The organism is Arthrobacter sp. ZBG10, from assembly GCF_001238605.1.
Classification (GTDB): Bacteria; Actinomycetota; Actinomycetes; order Actinomycetales; family Micrococcaceae; genus Arthrobacter.
In genome coordinates this window covers 40,046-57,792 of record NZ_LFQH01000070.1, presented here as the reverse complement: position 1 = coordinate 57,792, position 17,747 = coordinate 40,046, and the positions used below count along the sequence as shown (strand labels likewise).

14 protein-coding genes are annotated in these 17,747 nt (G+C 67.2%); 9 read left to right on the top strand and 5 right to left on the bottom strand.

What is annotated here, in order from left to right; genetic code table 11:
* The first annotated feature begins 36 nt into the window (after positions 1–36).
* The 5 genes from ACU18_RS16635 to ACU18_RS16615 all read left to right on the top strand — a co-directional run bounded on the left by ACU18_RS16635 (position 37) and on the right by ACU18_RS16615 (position 4,045).
* The gene (locus ACU18_RS16635; protein ID WP_050687379.1) at positions 37–822 is read left to right on the top strand and encodes an ABC transporter ATP-binding protein; all 786 of its coding nucleotides are present in this window, start codon (positions 37–39) and stop codon (positions 820–822) included.
* A 16-nt stretch (positions 823–838) separates the two neighbouring features.
* On the top strand, positions 839–1,624 hold the full coding sequence (locus ACU18_RS16630; RefSeq protein WP_050687378.1) for a sulfite exporter TauE/SafE family protein: 786 nt from the start codon (positions 839–841) through the stop codon (positions 1,622–1,624).
* Between the two features lie 7 nt (positions 1,625–1,631).
* On the top strand, positions 1,632–2,441 hold the full coding sequence (locus ACU18_RS16625; protein WP_050687376.1) for a TrmH family RNA methyltransferase: 810 nt from the start codon (positions 1,632–1,634) through the stop codon (positions 2,439–2,441).
* 153 nt (positions 2,442–2,594) lie between these two features.
* Complete coding sequence (locus tag ACU18_RS16620; protein ID WP_050687374.1) at positions 2,595–2,852, top strand: type B 50S ribosomal protein L31; 258 nt, start codon at positions 2,595–2,597, stop codon at positions 2,850–2,852.
* A 95-nt stretch (positions 2,853–2,947) separates the two neighbouring features.
* Positions 2,948–4,045, top strand: a complete 1,098-nt coding sequence (locus ACU18_RS16615) for a lipoate--protein ligase family protein (RefSeq protein WP_050687373.1) — start codon at positions 2,948–2,950, stop codon at positions 4,043–4,045.
* Between the two features lie 35 nt (positions 4,046–4,080).
* Here ACU18_RS16615 and pepN read toward each other — a convergent pair whose 3' ends face one another.
* A complete protein-coding gene (pepN, locus tag ACU18_RS16610; protein WP_050687371.1) occupies positions 4,081–6,681 on the bottom strand; it encodes an aminopeptidase N in 2,601 nt (866 codons plus the stop codon).
* Positions 6,682–6,714: 33 nt separating this feature from the next.
* Positions 6,715–7,767, bottom strand: coding sequence for a YeiH family protein (locus tag ACU18_RS16605; protein WP_050687369.1), 1,053 nt, complete (start codon positions 7,765–7,767; stop codon positions 6,715–6,717).
* Between the two features lie 113 nt (positions 7,768–7,880).
* Between ACU18_RS16605 and ACU18_RS16600 the strand changes: the two genes are divergently transcribed.
* From ACU18_RS16600 to ACU18_RS16590, 3 genes are read left to right on the top strand one after another with little or no spacing between them, the layout of a single operon-like run.
* Positions 7,881–9,437: a circularly permuted type 2 ATP-grasp protein gene (locus tag ACU18_RS16600; protein ID WP_050687367.1), complete on the top strand. Its 1,557-nt coding sequence runs from the start codon at positions 7,881–7,883 to the stop codon at positions 9,435–9,437.
* Positions 9,438–9,497: 60 nt separating this feature from the next.
* Positions 9,498–10,424 carry an alpha-E domain-containing protein gene (locus ACU18_RS16595; RefSeq protein ID WP_018761308.1) on the top strand — a complete coding sequence of 309 codons (927 nt, stop codon included), beginning with the start codon at positions 9,498–9,500 and terminating at the stop codon, positions 10,422–10,424.
* Positions 10,421–11,272 carry a transglutaminase family protein gene (locus ACU18_RS16590; RefSeq protein WP_050687365.1) on the top strand — a complete coding sequence of 284 codons (852 nt, stop codon included), beginning with the start codon at positions 10,421–10,423 and terminating at the stop codon, positions 11,270–11,272. Before ACU18_RS16595 ends, ACU18_RS16590 begins: the two co-directional genes overlap by 4 nt.
* A 45-nt stretch (positions 11,273–11,317) precedes the next feature.
* Here ACU18_RS16590 and ACU18_RS16585 read toward each other — a convergent pair whose 3' ends face one another.
* Both ACU18_RS16585 and glgC read right to left on the bottom strand, forming a co-directional pair.
* Complete coding sequence (locus ACU18_RS16585) at positions 11,318–12,769, bottom strand: SDR family NAD(P)-dependent oxidoreductase (RefSeq protein WP_050687363.1); 1,452 nt, start codon at positions 12,767–12,769, stop codon at positions 11,318–11,320.
* 84 nt (positions 12,770–12,853) lie between these two features.
* Positions 12,854–14,251: a glucose-1-phosphate adenylyltransferase gene (gene glgC / locus ACU18_RS16580; RefSeq protein WP_050687360.1), complete on the bottom strand. Its 1,398-nt coding sequence runs from the start codon at positions 14,249–14,251 to the stop codon at positions 12,854–12,856.
* A 101-nt stretch (positions 14,252–14,352) separates the two neighbouring features.
* Here glgC and glgA point away from each other — a divergent pair, with 101 nt between their 5' ends.
* Complete coding sequence (glgA, locus tag ACU18_RS16575; RefSeq protein WP_050687359.1) at positions 14,353–15,561, top strand: glycogen synthase; 1,209 nt, start codon at positions 14,353–14,355, stop codon at positions 15,559–15,561.
* 83 nt (positions 15,562–15,644) lie between these two features.
* Here glgA and ACU18_RS16570 read toward each other — a convergent pair whose 3' ends face one another.
* Positions 15,645–17,747 (bottom strand): acyl-CoA dehydrogenase family protein, encoded by a 2,103-nt coding sequence (locus ACU18_RS16570; protein WP_050687357.1) that lies wholly within the window; start codon positions 17,745–17,747, stop codon positions 15,645–15,647.

Genomic DNA, 17,747 nt, shown 5'->3' with positions numbered 1-17,747 from the left:
GCAGTCCGCCTCTTATTTGTCCTAGTGTCTATTCCTATGAGTGATGTTCTTGAATTGGCCGCCGTCAGCGTTGTGCGTGGAGCCAAGACGCTCCTGGACAAGGTGGACTGGCAGGTCAAGGAGGGTGAGCGGTGGGTCATCCTGGGACCCAACGGCGCCGGCAAGACCACGCTGCTCCAGATCGCCGCGGCCAGGCTGCACCCCAGCAGCGGCACCGCCGGCATTCTGGACGAGGTCCTGGGCGCTGTGGACGTCTTTGAACTCCGGCCCCGCATCGGCCTTTCCTCAGCCGCGCTGGCCAACCAGATCCCCGGGGATGAAACCGTCCTGAACGTGGTGGTCACCGCCGCCTATGGCGTGACCGGCCGCTGGCGTGAAGGCTACGAGAAGGACGACGAACGGCGGGCCTTCCGGCTCCTGAACGAATGGGGCATGGGCCCGATGCTCAACCGCCGTTTCGTGTCCCTGTCCGAGGGTGAACGGAAGCGGGTCCAGATCGCCCGCGCCCTCATGACGGATCCCGAACTGCTGCTCCTGGATGAGCCAGGAGCTGGCCTGGACCTCGGCGGCCGCGAGGACCTGGTCCACCGGCTCAGCCAACTGGCCCGCGATGAGGCGGCCCCGGCCATGATCCTGGTCACACACCACCTCGAGGAAGTCCCGCCCGGCTTCACGCACGCCATGCTGCTCCGCGATGCGGGAGTGGTGGCCTCAGGCCCCATCGAAGAGGTACTGACCGGTGCGAACCTGAGCCGGACCTTCGGCCTGGACCTCGACGTGAGCGTCAACGCCGGCCGGTACGCCGCCGTCGCCCGCCGCTGACCCCGGAGCCTGCGGCGTGGACCTCCTCAGCAGCATCTTTGTGTCCATCGCCGGGCTCTGGGCCGGCACCATCAACGCGGTGGTGGGCTCCGGCACGCTGGTGACGTTCCCGGTGCTTATTGCACTGGGCGTGACCCCGGTGGTGGCGTCGATGTCCAATGCCATGGGCCTGGTGTTCGGCACGGCGGCCGGTGCGTTCGGCTACCGCCGCGAACTCAGGGGCCGCGGCCGGCAGCTGCTTAAGCTCCTGCCGGCGTCCCTGCTGGGCGGCATCTCCGGCGCATGGCTGCTGCTGCACCTCCCCGAACAGGTGTTCCACTACGTGGCGCCGGTGCTGCTGGTCCTCGCGCTCCTGATGGTGGTGTTCCAGCCCCGGCTGCAGGCATGGGTCCGCAACCGCGAGTCCGATCCGGAACAGGCGGTCCGGGACAAACGGCACGGCCTGCTCCTGGTGGTGCTGGTGTTCCTGGCCGGGGTGTACGGCGGCTACTTTGTGGCCGCCCAGGGCATCCTCCTGGTGGGCATCCTGGGGGTCTTCCTCAAGGGCACCATCCAGAACGCCAACGCCATGAAAAATGTCCTGGTGCTCGGCGTGAACCTGGTGGCTGCCCTGTCCTACCTGCTCTTCGCCTTTGACCGGATCCACTGGCTGGTGGTCCTTCTGATCGCCGTCACCTCCACGGTGGGTGGACTGGTGGGCGCGAAAGTGGGCCGGAAACTGAAGCCCGCAGTGCTCCGCGGCGTGATCTTCGTCCTGGGCCTGGTGGCCCTGGGCTTTATGGTCGCCAACCTGCTGAAATAATCACCCCGTGACCCTCCACTACCTCGAGACCGCCGAAGACCCGCGCGTCTCCGACTACACCCAGCTCACCGACGTGCACCTGCGCAAGCTCCGGGAGCCCGCAGAAGGCATGTACATCGCCGAGTCCTCCCGGGTGCTGCGCCGCGCGTTGGCAGCAGGCCACCGGCCGAGGTCCTTTTTCCTGGCCGAAAAGTGGCTGGCGGATCTCCAGGACGTCCTGGCCGCCCACCCGGACGTGCCGGCCTTCATCGGCACTGCCGCTGTGCTGGAGGAGATCACCGGATTCCACCTGCACCGGGGGGCCATGGCCGCCATGCAGCGGCCCGCGCCGGTGCCGTTGGCCACCATCCTCGCCGGCGCCCGCCGGGTGGCGGTCCTGGAAGACATCGTGGACCACACCAACGTCGGCGCCATCTTCCGTTCAGCGGCGGCCCTGGACCTGGACGCCGTCCTCGTTTCGCCACGGTGCGGGGACCCCCTGTACCGCCGCAGCGTCCGGGTCAGCATGGGTACCGTCTTCCAGGTGCCCTGGGCGCGGCTGGCGGACTGGCCCGGCGACCTGGCAGTGCTCAAGGAGCACGGTTTCACCGTGGCGGCCCTGGAACTGACGGCGGACGCCGAGGACGTGGACGCGGTGGCGGCCCGGAACCCGGACAAGCTGGCGCTGGTCCTGGGAACGGAGGGTGCCGGCATGAGCCCGGAAACCCTGGCAGCCGTGGATCTTGCCGTGAAGATCCCGATGCGGCGGGGCGTTGATTCGTTGAACGTGGCGGCGGCGTCCGCGGTGGCTTTCTGGGAGCTCCGGGCGCGGCCCTGACCGCCGCGGCGCGTTCGTCAGTACGCGGCGCCTTCCGCTATGATGGGTAGCTGGTTGTCCTGCCATGCCAGCTTTCTGCTGCAGCAACGGCCAGCCATCCCATTCATACCTGGCATCTGGCAAAATCCAGTTGCGTTGAACAAAGGCCCCATTATGAAGTCGAACACCCACCCGAAGTACGAAGCAGTTGTTTTCAACGACCTGGCTTCCGGCGTTAAGTTCCTGACCAAGTCCACCGTTGGCTCCAAGAAGACCATCGAGTGGGAAGACGGCAACACCTACCCGGTCATCGACGTCGAAATCTCCTCCGAGTCCCACCCGTTCTACACGGGCAAGCAGCGCATCATGGACTCGGCCGGCCGCGTCGAGCGCTTCAACGCACGCTTCAAGGGCTTCGGCGGCAAGAAGTAACCCTTCGCCCCAGCAGTTCCCAGAACGCCCGCACCGGAAACGGTGCGGGCGTTCTGCGTTGGCGGGCCACCTCTTCCCTGGGGCAGGATGGAACCATGACCTCCGAACAGCTTTCAGCCAACGACCCTGCCGACGCCCGGAGCAGGCACGGCGAGTACAAAGTGCCGGGCGGCAAACTCGTGGTGGTTGACCTGGCCGTGGTTGACGGTGCGCTGGCCGACGTCTCCGTCAGCGGCGACTTTTTCCTGGAGCCGGATGAGGCCCTCCTGGACATCAACAGGGCACTCACCGGATTGCCGGAGACGACGCCGGCCGCTGACCTCGCCGCGGCCGTGACGGCCGCGCTGCCCGCCGCCGCAGTCCTGTTCGGCTTCACCGCGGACGCCGTGGCCATCACCGTCCGCCGGGCCCTCGCGAAAGCCACGTCCTGGCAGGACCACCACTGGGACGTTATTGCCCCCACCGTGCTGCCCACCGAGATCAACGTTGCCCTGGACGATGTCCTCACCGAGGAAGTAGGCGCCGGCCGCCGCAACCCCACCCTGCGTTTCTGGGATTGGGAGGAACCCTCTGTGGTGATCGGCAGCTTCCAGTCGGTCCGGAATGAAGTGGACCCGGACGGCGTGGCGCGGCACGGCATCAAGGTGGTCCGGCGGATCAGCGGCGGGGGAGCGATGTTTATGGAGGCCGGCAACTGCATCACCTACTCGCTGTACGTCCCGCAGACCCTGGTGGACGGCCTGAGCTTCGCCGACTCCTACCCCTTCCTGGATGCCTGGGTCATGGCGGCCCTGGAGAAGATCGGCATCAGCGCCTACTACGTGCCGCTGAATGACATCACCACCGACCAGGGCAAGATCGGCGGCGCGGCCCAGAAGCGGCTGGCCAACGGCGGCATGCTCCACCACGTGACCATGAGCTATGACATCGACGCGGACAAAATGGTGGAGGTCCTGCGGATCGGCAAGGAAAAGCTGTCCGACAAGGGAACCCGCAGCGCCAAGAAGCGCGTGGACCCGCTCCGCCGCCAGACGGGCCTGTCCCGTACCGCCATCATCGCGGCCATGACGGAGGTGTTCGCCGAAAGGTACGGCGCTACCCCGGCGGAGCTCACCCCAGCGGAGCTCACCACGGCCCGCGAGCGGGTGGAGCAGCGCTTTGGCACCGACGAATGGCTCCACCGGGTCCCCTGAGCGCCCCCAGGCCCGGGTTCGCTGCGCAGGTTGGTTCAGGCCGCCTGCGCCGTGAGGGCCCGCAGCAGGTGGCTGCGCTGTTCGATGATGATCCGGCGCAGGGCGCGGGGCGCATCGGCGTTGGCTTCGAGCCAGCTGTCGGTGCGGCGCAGCACCGGGTGCTCCGCCGGCTCCGTACCAGGCGCCAGGTCCTGCGCGGACGGATACAGGCCCCTTACAATCCGGCTGGCAATCTCGATGCTGCGACCGGCCCACACGCCCCGCAGGCAGTCGAAGTACCGCTCCACATAAGGAGCCAGCAGGTGGGCCGGCGCCGTGGTGAAGCCGCTGATGGTGGCGCTGAGGAGTTGGTTGGACAGCTCCTCGCCCTCCACTGCCGCGGCCCAGGCTGCGGCCTTGACGGCGGCATCCGGGCGGGCCGCCATGGCCGCGGCGTGGCCCGCGCGCCCGGACGCGGTGGTGTCCCGGGCCAGTTCGGCGGCCAGCTCCGCCTCCGTGGCGTTGCCCTGCGCGGCCAGGGCCAGCAACAGATGCCAGCGCAGTTCGGGGTCCACGGCCAGGCCGGGAGCCGGTGCGGTGCCGTCCAGGAGTCCGGCGAGCCGGCCCCGCAGGGCATCGTCGGTCCGGCTGAGGGTTCCCACCGTGCGTGCCCAGGCCAGCTGCTGGTCCGAGCCGGGAGCAGCCCGGTCCAGCTCCGCAGCGGCGGTGGCCAGGAACGAGGACCGGGCAGCGTCCCTTTCAGCGGCGGGTGTGTAGCGTTCGACGGCGGCACTGGCGTTGTCGAGGATGTTCAGCAGGACGCCGATCCCCGTCTCCGCGGGGCCAAACGACGCCACGGCGTCGATGTAGCGGAGCGCCGGGCTTTCGCCGTCCCGGGCCGAGTTCCACAACGCCGTCCAGCACAGCGCCCGGGCCATGGGATCAGCGATCCGGTCCAGGGACGCCAGGACGGTGGCGAGCGACTGCGGGTCCAGGCGGACCTTGGCGTAGGTCAGGTCGTCGTCATTGGGCAGCAGCAGGGCGGGCCGTGCCTGGCCGCTGAGTTCGGGGACGGCCGTCAGGTCACCGGCGATGTCGGTTTCCACACTTCCGGTACGCACCAGGGCGTCACCGTCGAAGTTGTAGAGCCCCAGCCGGAGCCGGTGCGGACGGGGGACGGACAGGCCCGTGACGGGGTCCGTGGCGTCCTGGCGCACGCTGACGGCACCGAGCACCTGATCCGTTGTCGCAGCGGACATCTCCAGCTCCAGGGTGGAGATCCCGGAGGTCTGCAACCACTGCTGTGCCCAGCCGGCCAGGTCACGGCCGGAGGCTGCGCTGAGCGCCGCCAGGAGGTCAGCCAACGTGGTGTTGCCGTAGGCGTGCTCGCGGAAGTAAGCACGGGAACCCGCAATAAAGGCGTCAAAGCCCACGTACGCCACCAGTTGCTTCAGGACCGAAGCGCCCTTGGCGTAAGTGATGCCGTCGAAGTTCTGCTTGGCGGCTTCGAGGTCCGGGATGTCCGCCACGATCGGGTGCGTAGTGGGCAGCTGGTCCTGCACATAAGCCCACGCCTTGCGCTTGTTGGCGAAGTTGACCCAGGCGGAGTCCCAATCGGTGGCCCGGTCAACACCGAGGGTGCCCATGTAATCGGCAAAGGACTCCTTGAGCCACAGGTCGTTCCACCACTGCATGGTCACCAGGTCCCCGAACCACATGTGCGCCATCTCATGCATCAGCGTGTTGGCCCGGGCCTGGTACTGCGAGTCCGTGGCCCGCGACGTGAAGACATAGCTTTCCGTGAACGTCACCAGGCCCGGGTTTTCCATGGCGCCGAGGTTGTATTCGGGCACAAAGGCCTGGTCGTACTTACCCCACGGGTAAGGGAAGTCGAAGAGCCGGTTGAAGAAGTCCAGGCCGTTTTTGGTCAGCGTAAAGAGCGCATCAGCATCGAACGACGCCGCCATCGAGGCCCGGCAGTACAGGGCCAGCGGGACGTCCATGGCCGTGCCGTCCGCCAGCGTGGCCTGCCAGCGGTCCTCAGCCTTGAAATAGGGTCCGGCCAGCACGGTGGTGATGTAGGTGGACATCCGTTCGGTGGTGGCAAAGTCCCAGCGGGCAGCAGCCGGGTCATCGCCAAGGACGGTGCGGGCCGTTTCGACGCCGTTCGAGGCCACCTGCCAGTCAGCAGGCGCCGTGACGTGGAACGTAAACGCCGCTTTGAGGTCCGGCTGTTCGAAGTTGGCAAACACCCGGCGCGCGTCGGCCGGCTCGTACTGCGTGTAGAGGTAGCACTGGCCGTCTGCCGGGTCCACAAAGCGGTGCATTCCCTCGCCGGACCTGCTGTACAGCGCCGTGGCCGTGACCACCACCTGGTTTTCCGCCTGGAGGTTCTCCAGCCTGATGCGGGCGCCGTCCGCCACCCCGGCGGGAAGTTCCACGCCGTTGAGCAGGACGCTGTGCACCTCGCCGATGAAGTCCAGGAACGTTGAACTGCCCGGCTCTGCGGCGGAGAAGGTGATGGTGCTTTGGGTGCGGTAGCCGGCAACATCCGGATCCGCCGCCTGCCTGACGTCCAGTGCGACGTCGTAGCTGGTGGTGCTGATCAGGGCTGAACGGTGGGCGGCTTCATCGCGCTGCAGATTCTCATGTGACACCCAGCTATCTAATCATGGGGCCGTCGGTCCGGATCAGCCGGCAATCAGGACGGCGGCGCCCAGGCCCAGCACGGCAATCAGCAGCCACGACGCGAGGGCGGCCAGGAGCGCCCGGCCGCCGGTCAGGAGCAGCGCCCGGATGCGGACAGCAGAGCCGAGGCCGAACAGTGCGGCCCCGAGCAGGATGTCCTGCAGCACCGCCCCTGCCTCCAGCCAGCCGTCGGACAGCCAGTCCGTGGACCGCAGCCCCACCATGGCGATGAAACCGAGGACAAACAGCGGGATCACAGGAGGACGCACCTGCCCGCTTTCCGGGCTGTCGTCAGGCTGCCGCGCCAGCCGCTGGTGGGCCCCGGCGATGGCCACCACCGGGGCCAGCAGCAGCACGCGGGTGAGTTTTACGACAACGGCGATCCCAAGTGCCGCCGTGCCGGCCGTTTGCGCCGTGGCCACCACTTGTCCGACGTCGTGGACGGAGGCGCCGGTCCAGGCGCCGAAGACCGGGGCGGTGAGCTGGAGCGGATGGATCAGCAGCGGGAGGGCGCCGATGGCAAGCGTGCCGCAGAGGGTCACCAGGGCCACCGGCAGGACGGTGTCCACGTGCTTGATGCGGCGCACGGCGGCCATGGCACCAATTGCGGAGGCACCGCAGATCGAGAATCCGGTGGCCACCAGCAGGGCCGTGACCGGCGGCAGCCGGAACAGCCTCGAGATCAGGTACGTGCCGCCGAAGCTGGCAGCCACAACGCCGGTGATCAGGACCAGCGCCAGCCAGCCGAGTCCCAGCACGTCCATCACGCTGACCTTCAGGCCCAGGACCACAATCCCGCCACGCATCAGGTGCTTGCCGGCGAAGTCGAGTCCCGGCCTGCCGCGCCCGGCAGTAAAGGCGCCCGCCCAAGGAAGGTTGGCGGTGAGGACGCCCAGCACCACGGCCAGGGTCATTGCGGGCAGGACCGGGACCAGCCCGTGGACCAGGAAGGCCACCGCCAGGGCTACAGCAGCGGCGGCGAGCCCGGGAAGCAGCCGGCGGGCACGACGGGGGCTCCCCGGTGGGGGTCGAAAACGGCTTCTGCTCGCTGGCACTCACCTACTGTGCCGGAAAACCTCCGGAATCCACGAACCCACACAGCCCCACCAACACGCCAGAATGGGCCACAGTAATGAATTCGAAACAAAAAGGTGGTTGGCTATTGGACATGTCAGACCTATTCCAGGATTACTCCCAGGCCGCAGGCCGGTCCGGAGCCTACGACGAGATGTTCGCTCCCGGGCAGCAGGCACGGGACTCCTACGGGCAGGTGGCGGACGCCCTGCGGAAACTTTCCCTGGCTGATGTCAGCGCCCGCGCGGACTCGATGGCGCGCACCTTCCTGGACCGCGGTGTCACGTTCGATTTCGCGGGGGAGGAGCGGCCCTTCCCGCTCGACATCGTTCCCCGCGTCATTCCCGCCGCCGAGTGGGACGTCCTGGAACGGGGCGTCGCGCAGCGTGTGCGCGCCCTGGAGGCCTTCCTCAACGACGTCTACGACAAGATGACTGTTGTGGCGGACGGTGTCATTCCCCGCCAGCTGGTCACCACCAGCGCCCACTTCCACCGCCAGGTCCAGGGCTTCGAACCCGCCGGCGGCGTCCGGGTGCACATTTCCGGCATTGACGTGGTCCGCGACGCCGCCGGTACGTTCCGGGTGCTGGAGGACAACGTCCGCGTCCCGTCCGGCGTCAGCTACGTCCTCGAAAACCGCCGCGCCATGGCCAAGGGCCTGCCCGAGGCTTTCGGCCAGCAGCTGATCCGGCCCGTCGAGGAATACCCACGCCGGCTGCTCTCCGCGCTGCGCAAAACGGCGCCGTCCGGTGTGGACGATCCCACCGTTGTTGTCCTGACGCCCGGCGTCTTCAACAGTGCCTACTTCGAGCACACCCTGCTGGCCGGGTTGATGGGTGTGGAACTGGTGGAAGGCCGCGACCTGATCTGCCGCGGCAACCGCGTGTACATGCGCACCACTGCCGGTGAGCAGCGCGTGGACGTCATCTACAAACGCATCGACGACGACTTCCTGGACCCGCTGCAGTTCCGGGCCGATTCCATGCTTGGCTGCCCCGGACTGGTCAACGCCGCACGCGCCGGCGGGGTGACCATCGCCAACGCCGTGGGCAACGGCGTCGCGGACGACAAACTGGTCTACAGTTACGTTCCTGACCTGATCCGCTACTACCTCAGCGAGGAGCCCATCATCGCGAACGTGGACACGTTCCGCCTCGAGGAGAAGGAAGCCCGGGAGTACACCCTGGACAACCTCGCAGAACTTGTGGTGAAGCCTGTGGATGGCTCGGGCGGCAAGGGCCTGGTGATCGGCCCCGATGCCTCCAAGGATGAACTGGATGCCTTGCGGCAGAGGATCATCGGCGACCCGCGCGGCTGGATCGCCCAGCCGGTCCTGCAGCTTTCGACAGTCCCTACCCTGAGCGGGGACAAGTTCGGTCCCCGGCACGTGGACCTCAGGCCTTTCGCAGTGAACGACGGCGACAACGTCTGGGTTTTGCCGGGCGGCCTGACCCGGGTGGCGCTCAAGGAGGGCTCCCTGATCGTCAACTCCAGCCAGGGCGGCGGCTCCAAGGACACCTGGGTCCTTGCCGATTCGCCGCAGGTCCCGGTGGAAACCCTGCCGCGGCAGGCCATCACCGTCCGCGAACGCGTGTCCGTGTGGCCCGTGGAGAGCAACTGGCGCGACCGCCAGTCGGAGCAGCAGCAGTGAACCGGCTCTTCGGAAGTTTCCCGTCTTTTTCCATGCAGGGCCTGCAGGAGGTTGCAACGAATGCTTAGCCGTATTGCCGAGTCACTTTTCTGGATCGGCCGTTATGTTGAGCGGGCCGACGGTACCGCCCGCATCCTCGACGTGCACCTGGAGCGGTTGAACCACCTGCCCATGGAGGAGCGCCGCAGCGTGGCCCAGGAGCTTCTGGCCGTGATGGGCGCCCGGCCACAGAGTGAGGACTTCGGCCTGCCTGAACTCCTGCACGCGCTGGCGTACGACAAAACCAGCGCCACGTCCATCGCAGGGTCCCTCGGGGCCGCCCGTGAGAACGCCCGGCGTGCCCGGGAAACAGTGTCTTCCGGGCTGTGGGAAAGCCTGAACACCACCTATTACGGGCTGAGCCAGCACCGCAAGGACGTGGTGGGCACCTACAGGTTCTGCAACTGGACCCTGGAGCGCACGGCAATGGTCAGCGGGCTCGCTGACACCACTGTCAGCCACGACGAGAGCTGGCTGTTCCTGGTCCTGGGCCGCTCCCTGGAACGCGCCGACATGACCGCCCGCATGCTGTCCACCCGCGATGTCCTGTCCGCGGGCATGTCCTGGGTGAACATGCTCCGGTGTGCAGGAGCGTACGAGTCCTTCCTGCGGACCCGGCGGGCTGCGTTCGGGGACCAGCACGCCGCCGAGTTCCTGCTGCTGGACCGGCTGTTCCCACGGTCCATCGTGTACGCCCTGCGGGACGCCGACGAATGCCTGGCGAAGCTGGACCCGTCAGCGCAGCGGGTGGGCTTCATCAACGACGCCCGCCGCATTGTGGGCCAGGCGCGCACGTTCCTCGAGTTCCACCGCACCGATGACCTGATGTCCGAACTGCCAGAACACATGGAGCGCGTGCAGAAGGCCGTTTCGCAGGCGTCCGACGCCATTTCCCGTAAGTACTTCAATCAGGCGGACGAACTGGCCTGGGTGGGAGAAGTTTCATGACCCGGCTCAGCATCGTCCACAGGACGGCCTACAAATACAACAAACGCGTCACCCTGTCCTACAACGAGGCCCGGATGACGCCGCTCACCGACGCCCAGCAGGTGGTCCTGGAATCCACCGTCAAGGTTTCGCCCACCCAGGCCGCGGTCAGCACGTACCGCGACTACTGGGGCACCCGGGTCACCGCGTTCGACATGCAGATGCCGCACGAGCACCTTGAGGTGGTCTCCAACATCACAGTGGAGGTCCACCGCGCCGAGAAGATCCCGTCCGAGTCGGACATTGTGGGTTGGGATGTCCTGTCCGCTCCGGAAACCCTTGACGTCCACAGCGACTGGCTCCCGCAGTCCAGGCTCAGTGGGCCCGGTTCCGAGGTGCTGGGCATTGTGCCGGCAGTGGTGGCGGGGAAGAACCCGCACGAGGCGGCGCTGGCCATTTTTGCGTGGATGCGCGGCGAGATGACGTACATGTCAGGCTCGACGGCGGTGACCACCAACGCGGAGGAAGCCTGGGGTCAGCGCCAGGGGGTCTGCCAGGACCTGGCGCACCTGGCCATCGGTGCCCTGCGCAGCTGCGGGATCCCGGCCCGGTACGTCTCCGGATACCTGCACCCGCGCTCCAGCGCCGGAATCGGCGAGACAGTGGCCGGGCAGTCGCACGCCTGGCTGGAATGGTGGGACGGGGCCTGGCGGAGCTGGGACCCCACCAACCATAAGCCCGCCGGGGACTTCCACGTCACCGTGGCCAGGGGCCGGGACTACCGCGACGTCCCGCCACTGAAGGGCATCCTGTCCGGTGGCGGCGGCTCGGCGCTGAGCGTCACGGTCGAGATCACGCAGGTAGCTTAGGGATACCGGTCCGGCGCCCCCCGTGTGGGGCGCCGGACCGTTCGCTTACCAGGGGCTGGGCTTGTAGTCCTTCAGGAAAACACCGTACTGGTCTTCGCCGTCCTCGCCCATCACGATGGGGTCGTAGACCCGCGCTGCGCCGTCCACCAGGTCCAGGGGAGCGTGGAAGCCTTCCTCCATCAGCCGGACCTTGGTGTAGTGCGGCCGCTCGTCCGTGATCCAGCCGGTGTCCACGGCGGTCATCAGGATGCCGTCCGAGTCCAGCAGCTCCTGGGCGCTGGTGCGGGTCATCATGTTCAGGGCCGCCTTGGCCATGTTGGTGTGCGGGTGCCCCGGACCCTTGTAGGCGCGGGAGAACTGGCCTTCCATGGCGGAGACGTTCACGATGTATTTGCGGTGTGCAGTGGACCGGCGCATGGCGTCCCGCAACCTGCTGACCAGCAGGAACGGTGCTGTGACGTTGCAGAGTTGGACTTCGAGCATTTCCAGCGGATCCACCTCGTCCACCACCTGGGTCCAGCTGTTGATCCCGGCCAGGTCCGGGACCAGGCCGCCGGCGTCGATGGCTGTTCCTGCCGCGATGCGTTCCAGCGACGCGGACCCCGTGGACAGCGCCAGCGACGTGATGGCGTCCCCTGCCAGGACAGGGTGCTCCATCACGCTGCCGGCAAGGGCCAGCGGGTGCTTGTCGTGGGCGTGCCCGAAGGTCAGCAGTTCCGGGCCACCGTTGGCGGGCTCCAGGGCAGCAGGCAACGGCTCGTCCTCGGCGTCCACCAGGGGCTTGTAGGCATTGCCTGAACGGCGGACGGTCTGGGCCGCGTTGTTGATGATGATGTCCAGCGGACCGGCCTCGTTGAGGGAATCGGTCAGGGCCATCACCTGTGACGGGTCGCGGAGGTCGATGCCCACGATCCGCAGCCGGTGCAGCCATTCGCCGCTGTCCTCCATGGCAGCGAACCGGCGGGCGGCGTCCTTGGGGAACCGGGTGGTGATGGTGGTGTGGGCGCCGTCGCGGAGCAGCCGCAGGGCGATGTACATGCCGATCTTGGCGCGGCCGCCGGTGAGGAGGGCGCGCCTGCCGGTGAGGTCGGTCCGCGCGTCCCGCTTGCCGTGACTGAACGCCGCGCACTCGGGGCACAGCTGGTGGTAGAAGGCGTCCACCTGGGTGTAGTGGTTTTTGCAGATGTAGCAGGGCCTGGACCTGATGAGGTGGCCGGCCACGTCTCCGGTGGCCGAGGGCGCCAGCTTGTTGCCCCGGGTTTCGTCGTCGATGCGGTCCGGCGCGGCAGTGGCGGTCAATGCGATGACGGCCCGGTCGGCCTCGGAGATCAGGTCCCGCTTGGAAACACGGCGGTGCCGCTTCACGGCCTTGAACATTTTCCCCGTGGCCCGGCGCACCGAGATGTAGTCCGGGTGCTCCTCGTCGTAGGCGTGGATGGTGTTCAGGACCTTCAGGCAGGCCTGGATTTCCTCGGGCGACAGATCGGGGGAGCTCATTCGATCAATTTTACAGCCTGGCCCCCGGGCCGGCCGCACGGCTGGTGCCGCGCTGCCGGACCCGGTGCAAGGCAGGGAAAAACGCTACCGCTGGGCGGCGTTTGCCGCCGCGGCAGCATGGTTTTCGCCCACCCGGCCCACGGCGCCGCGGACATCCGGGTATCTGTCAGCGGCGGCCATCACGGACTTCGGGATCCTGTCCAGGTGCTCCGCGGCAAGCCGGCGCTCGTCGTCGCCGGGCTCCGGGACCAACTGGCCTTTGGCCAGGACGGTGATCCCGGAATCGGTGACCTTGTAGCCGCGGGCACGGTCCAGGTCGGCGTCCAGGCCGATGGCTGCCCCCGCGGGTACCTTCACGTTTTTGTCGAGGATGGCACGGTTGATCACGGCGCCTTCGCCGATCGTGACCTTGTCCATCAGGACGGAATCGATGACCCGGGCACTGGTTCCCACCTTGACGTCGTTGGAGAGGACGGAGCCTTCCACCACGCCGCCGGAGATGACCGCGCCGCTGGAGACGATGGAGTCGAGTGCGGTGCCCACGGTGTCGTCCCGGCCGCGGACAAACTTGGCCGGCGGGGAGATGCTCTGCCGGGTGTAAATGGGCCATTCGGAGTTGTACAGGTTAAACACCGGCAGCGGGGAGATGAGGTCCATGTGGGCGTCGTAGAACGAGTCGATGGTGCCGACGTCGCGCCAGTAGGTGCGGTCCCGTTCCGTGGAACCCGGGATGTCGTTGAGGGTGAAGTCGTACACGCCGGCTTCGCCCTGGTTCACGAAGTAGGGAATGATGTCCCCGCCCATGTCGTGCTTGGTGTCCAGCCGTTCGGCGTCCACGTGGAGGGCCGCGACCAGCGCGTCGGCGTCGAAAACGTAGTTGCCCATGGAGGCCAGGAACTGGGACGGATCAGCGGCGAGGCCGGGGGTGCTGGCCGGCTTCTCCACAAAGGCGGAGATCTTCTGCGGGTCGTTGGGGTCCACTTCGATGACCCCGAACTGGTCCGCCATGTGCAGGGGCTGGCGGACGGCCGCGACCGTGGCCTTGGCCCCGCTGTTGACGTGCTGGGCCACCATCTGGGAGAAGTCCATCCGGTACACGTGGTCCGCGCCCACCACAACAACGATGTCGGGGTTGGAGTCGTGGATCAGGTTCAGGGACTGGTAAATGGCGTTGGCGCTGCCCAGGAACCAGCTCTTGCCCACGCGCTGCTGCGCGGGGACGGAGGCAACATAGTTGCCCAGCTGCGTGGACATCCGCCAGGTCTCCGAGATATGTCGGTCAAGGCTGTGCGATTTGTACTGCGTGAGGACCACAATCTGCAGGTAGCGCGAATTCACCAGGTTGGAAAGGGCGAAGTCGATCAGGCGGTAGCTTCCCGCGAAGGGGACGGCCGGTTTGGCGCGGTCCGCCGTCAGCGGCATCAGCCTGTTGCCCTCGCCGCCTGCGAGGACAATGGCCAGGACTTTTTTGTTCAACGGCATGGTGGTCGCTCCTGTACGCCTTCGTAACTCCCAAGACAGTCCGGTTGGCCCGGACTCCTTCACACTAGAACAGTTAAGCGTGAACGACTACCTTGGGTGTTGTGCGAATAGACATTGTGACTAAAGAGTTTCCGCCGGAGATCTACGGAGGCGCCGGAGTCCACGTGGCAGAACTGAGCAGGGTGCTTAGTAAGCACGTTGACCTGCAGGTTCGTGCCTTCGGGGCACCGCGCGACGCCGACTACCATGGGGCGGCGGTGACGTCCTATGCGGTCCCTGAAGACCTGGGCAGTGCCAACGCCGCTGTGCAGACGCTCGGGGTGGACCTGCGGATAGTACCCGATATCGCCGGGGCGGACCTGGTGCACTCGCACACCTGGTACGCCAACATGGCAGGGCACCTGGCGGGTCTGCTGCACGGCATCCCGCACGTCCTCAGCGCGCACAGTCTCGAGCCCCTGCGGCCGTGGAAGGCCGAGCAGCTCGGCGGCGGCTACGCCCTGTCTTCCTGGGTGGAGAAAACCGCCTACGAAGCCGCGGCCGCCATCATCGCCGTCTCGGAGGGCATGCGGCAGGACATCCTGCGCAGCTACCCGGAGGTGGACCCCGCCAAGGTGCGGGTGGTACACAACGGCATCGACGTTGAACTGTGGACCCGGGACGAAAACGACGACGCCGTCCGCGCCCTGGGCATCGACCCCGCCAGGCCCAGCGTGGTCTTCGTGGGCCGCAACACCCGCCAGAAGGGGGTTCCGTACCTCCTGCGGGCAGCGGCGAAGCTGCCGGCGGAAGTCCAGCTGGTTCTTTGCCTTGGCGCCGCGGACACTCCAGAGCTGGCCGCTGAAACCGCCCGCCTGATCGAAGAGCTGCAGGAGCAGCGCACCGGCGTGGTACTGATCGAGCGGATGCTTCCCCGGCATGAGCTGATCCAGGTCCTCAGCCATGCCACCGCCTTCGCCTGCCCCTCCATCTACGAGCCGTTGGGCATCGTCAACCTTGAGGCCATGGCCTGCGGAGCTGCCGTGGTGGCCAGCGCTACCGGCGGCATTCCCGAGGTGGTCCAGCATGGTGAGACGGGCCTGCTGGTTGACCTTGAGCAGGTCACGGACGGAACCGGCACCCCGCTGGACCCGGAGAAGTTCGTCACCGAGTTCGCCGCCGCGCTCACCGAGGTGGTTTCCGATCCGGAGCGTGCCCGGGCCATGGGCAAAGCCGGCCGGTTGCGTGCGGAACAGCACTTCTCGTGGGAATCCATCACGGAAACCACCCTGGAGGTCTACCGCTCAGTCCTCCCGGCCCAAGGCCAGTAACGTCCTGACGACGACGGCGCCGTTCCCCTTGGGTGGGAGCGGCGCCGTCGTTGTTTGCGGCCGTTGCTGTTGCGGGCGTCCGGTCAGGCCGGGTGCCGGGCGCCTGCCCTGCGCTGCCCGGCGGCGCGGGCGATCAGGACCTTTTCGTCCATCGGGGACCGGCCGCTGGCGCGGCTGGCCCGGAAGTAAGCCCGGGCTTCGTCCTGGCGTTCCTTCTCTGCGCCCGTGGCGATGGCAGCCCTGATGTGCTCGTCGCCGTATCCGAAGGCAGCCACGAGGTCCAGGGCGTGCGGCCGGATTTTCACCAGCAGCCTGTTGATGTAGTCCCCCACGGTGCGGCCGCGCTGCATGGAGAGCCTGCCGTTCATGAGGTACCAGGACAGGTTTTTCTCGATCAGGGACAGCCCGAACAGGTCACGCAGCCAGGTCAGCACCTTTTTGGTGCCCGGGTCCTCGACATCCGCCAGTGCGTCGGTGAAGGCTTCCCACTGCAGGAGTTCGGCGTGCGCCTGGGCGGCGTCGATGAGTTCATTCTGGTGCTGGTTGAACAAAGCCGCGCCCTGCTCCTGCGAAAGTTTATTGCTCCCCTTCAGGGCTGCGCCCATCCCGGCCACCATTGTCTGCACCCGGTCGGTAAGCAGGGCGCGTTGGCCTTCCTCGTCCCGGAGGGCGATGGCGGCCCGCTGCACGGAGCCGGTGTCGGCCATGAACTGGGCCACCTGCCGCAGTCCGGTGCGGTGGATCGCGGCGCCGGTGGCCTGCCCCACCACGTACCGCGCCAGGACGCCGAAGTCGACGTTCCGGAATTCCTTGGCGTAGTCGGCCAGGAGGCGCTTGGCCACCAGCTGCAGCAGCACGGTGTTGTCGCCTTCAAAGGTGGCGTAGACATCCAGGTCCGCCCGGAGCGAGGCGAACCGGTTTTCGGCGAGGAACCCGGCGCCGCCGCAGGCCTCGCGGCATTCCTGCAGGGTGTCGAGGGCGTGCCAGGTGCTGAGGGGCTTCAAGGCGGCGGCGAGGGTTTCCAGGTCCTGCCGGTCCTCATCGGTGTCGTGGGCGCCGGAGAAGACGTCGTCGAACTTCTGCAGCAGCTGTTCGTGCGCGAAGCTGGCGGCATAGGTTCCGGCGAGCCGGGTAAAGAGCCGCTTCTGGTGGCGCTGGTAGTCCAGCAGCACTTCCTCCTCCGTGTGCGAGGAGGCGTTAAACTGGCGGCGTTCAGTGGCGTAGCGGATGGCGGCCGTCAGGGCCACCTTGGAGGCTGCGACTGCTGCCCCGTCCAGGGACACCCGGCCCTGGACCAGGGTTCCGAGCATGGTGAAGAAGCGGCGGCCGGGGCTGGCGATGGGGGACGTGTAGGTTCCATCCGCTGCGACGTCGCCGTAACGGTTGAGGAGGTTGGTGCGGGGAACCCTGACGTTGGTGAAGTGCAGCCGGCCGTTATCGATCCCGTTGAGGCCGCCCTTAATGCCGTCGTCCTCGCCGCCGACGCCTGGCCGGAACGCACCTGTCTTCGGGTCCCGGAGCTCCACGTAAAAGGCGTGGACGCCGTGGTTCACGCCGTTCGTGATGAGCTGCGCAAACACCACCGCTGCCAGGCCGTCGATGGCGGCGTTGCCGATGTAGTCCTTCCACGCGGCACGGAACGGGGTGTTGAGCACAAATTCCCCGGCGGCGTTGTTATACGTCGCGGTGGTGGCGATGCTGGCCACGTCCGAGCCATGCCCTGTTTCGGTCATGGCGAAGCATCCGGGGATGTCCAGGTTCATGATGCCGGGCAGCCAGTTGGTGTGGTGGGTTTCGGTGCCCAGGTGCATCACGGCGGAGCCGAACAGCCCCCATTGGACGCCTGCCTTGATCTGCAGCGACGGGTCGGCCACCACAAGTTCCTCGAACCCGGCAATGTTCCCCCCGTGGTTGTCCGCCCCGCCCAGGTGGGCCGGGAAGGCCCGGTGCACGGCGCCGTTGTCCACCAGGAACTGCAGTTGGCCCGTCACGCGGGACCGGTGTTCGGTGTGCGTCAGGCCTTCGGTCTTGTGCAGTTCCGGCCGGCCGGCCAGGTCGCGGGCCTGGTGCCGGATCGCGGCCCATTTGCCCAGCAGCTGTTCCCCGAGCGCTGCGGTGTCCACGGCCGGCTGCGCCGTGGGGGTGCCGGCGCCTAAGATGGCGGAACGGTCAACTACGTCAGTCAT

Bases quoted from the DNA above. Each gene is read 5' to 3' on its own strand.
- ACU18_RS16635 (WP_050687379.1), top strand. From the start codon at position 37: ATGAGTGATGTTCTTGAATTGGCCGCCGTCAGCGTTGTGCGTGGAGCC.
- ACU18_RS16620 (WP_050687374.1), top strand. From the start codon at position 2,595: ATGAAGTCGAACACCCACCCGAAGTACGAAGCAGTTGTTTTCAACGAC.
- ACU18_RS16615 (WP_050687373.1), top strand. From the start codon at position 2,948: ATGACCTCCGAACAGCTTTCAGCCAACGACCCTGCCGACGCCCGGAGC.
- ACU18_RS16600 (WP_050687367.1), top strand. From the start codon at position 7,881: ATGTCAGACCTATTCCAGGATTACTCCCAGGCCGCAGGCCGGTCCGGA.
- ACU18_RS16595 (WP_018761308.1), top strand. From the start codon at position 9,498: ATGCTTAGCCGTATTGCCGAGTCACTTTTCTGGATCGGCCGTTATGTT.
- ACU18_RS16590 (WP_050687365.1), top strand. From the start codon at position 10,421: ATGACCCGGCTCAGCATCGTCCACAGGACGGCCTACAAATACAACAAA.
- ACU18_RS16585 (WP_050687363.1), bottom strand. From the start codon at position 12,769: ATGAGCTCCCCCGATCTGTCGCCCGAGGAAATCCAGGCCTGCCTGAAG.
- glgC (WP_050687360.1), bottom strand. From the start codon at position 14,251: ATGCCGTTGAACAAAAAAGTCCTGGCCATTGTCCTCGCAGGCGGCGAG.
- ACU18_RS16570 (WP_050687357.1), bottom strand. From the start codon at position 17,747: ATGACTGACGTAGTTGACCGTTCCGCCATCTTAGGCGCCGGCACCCCC.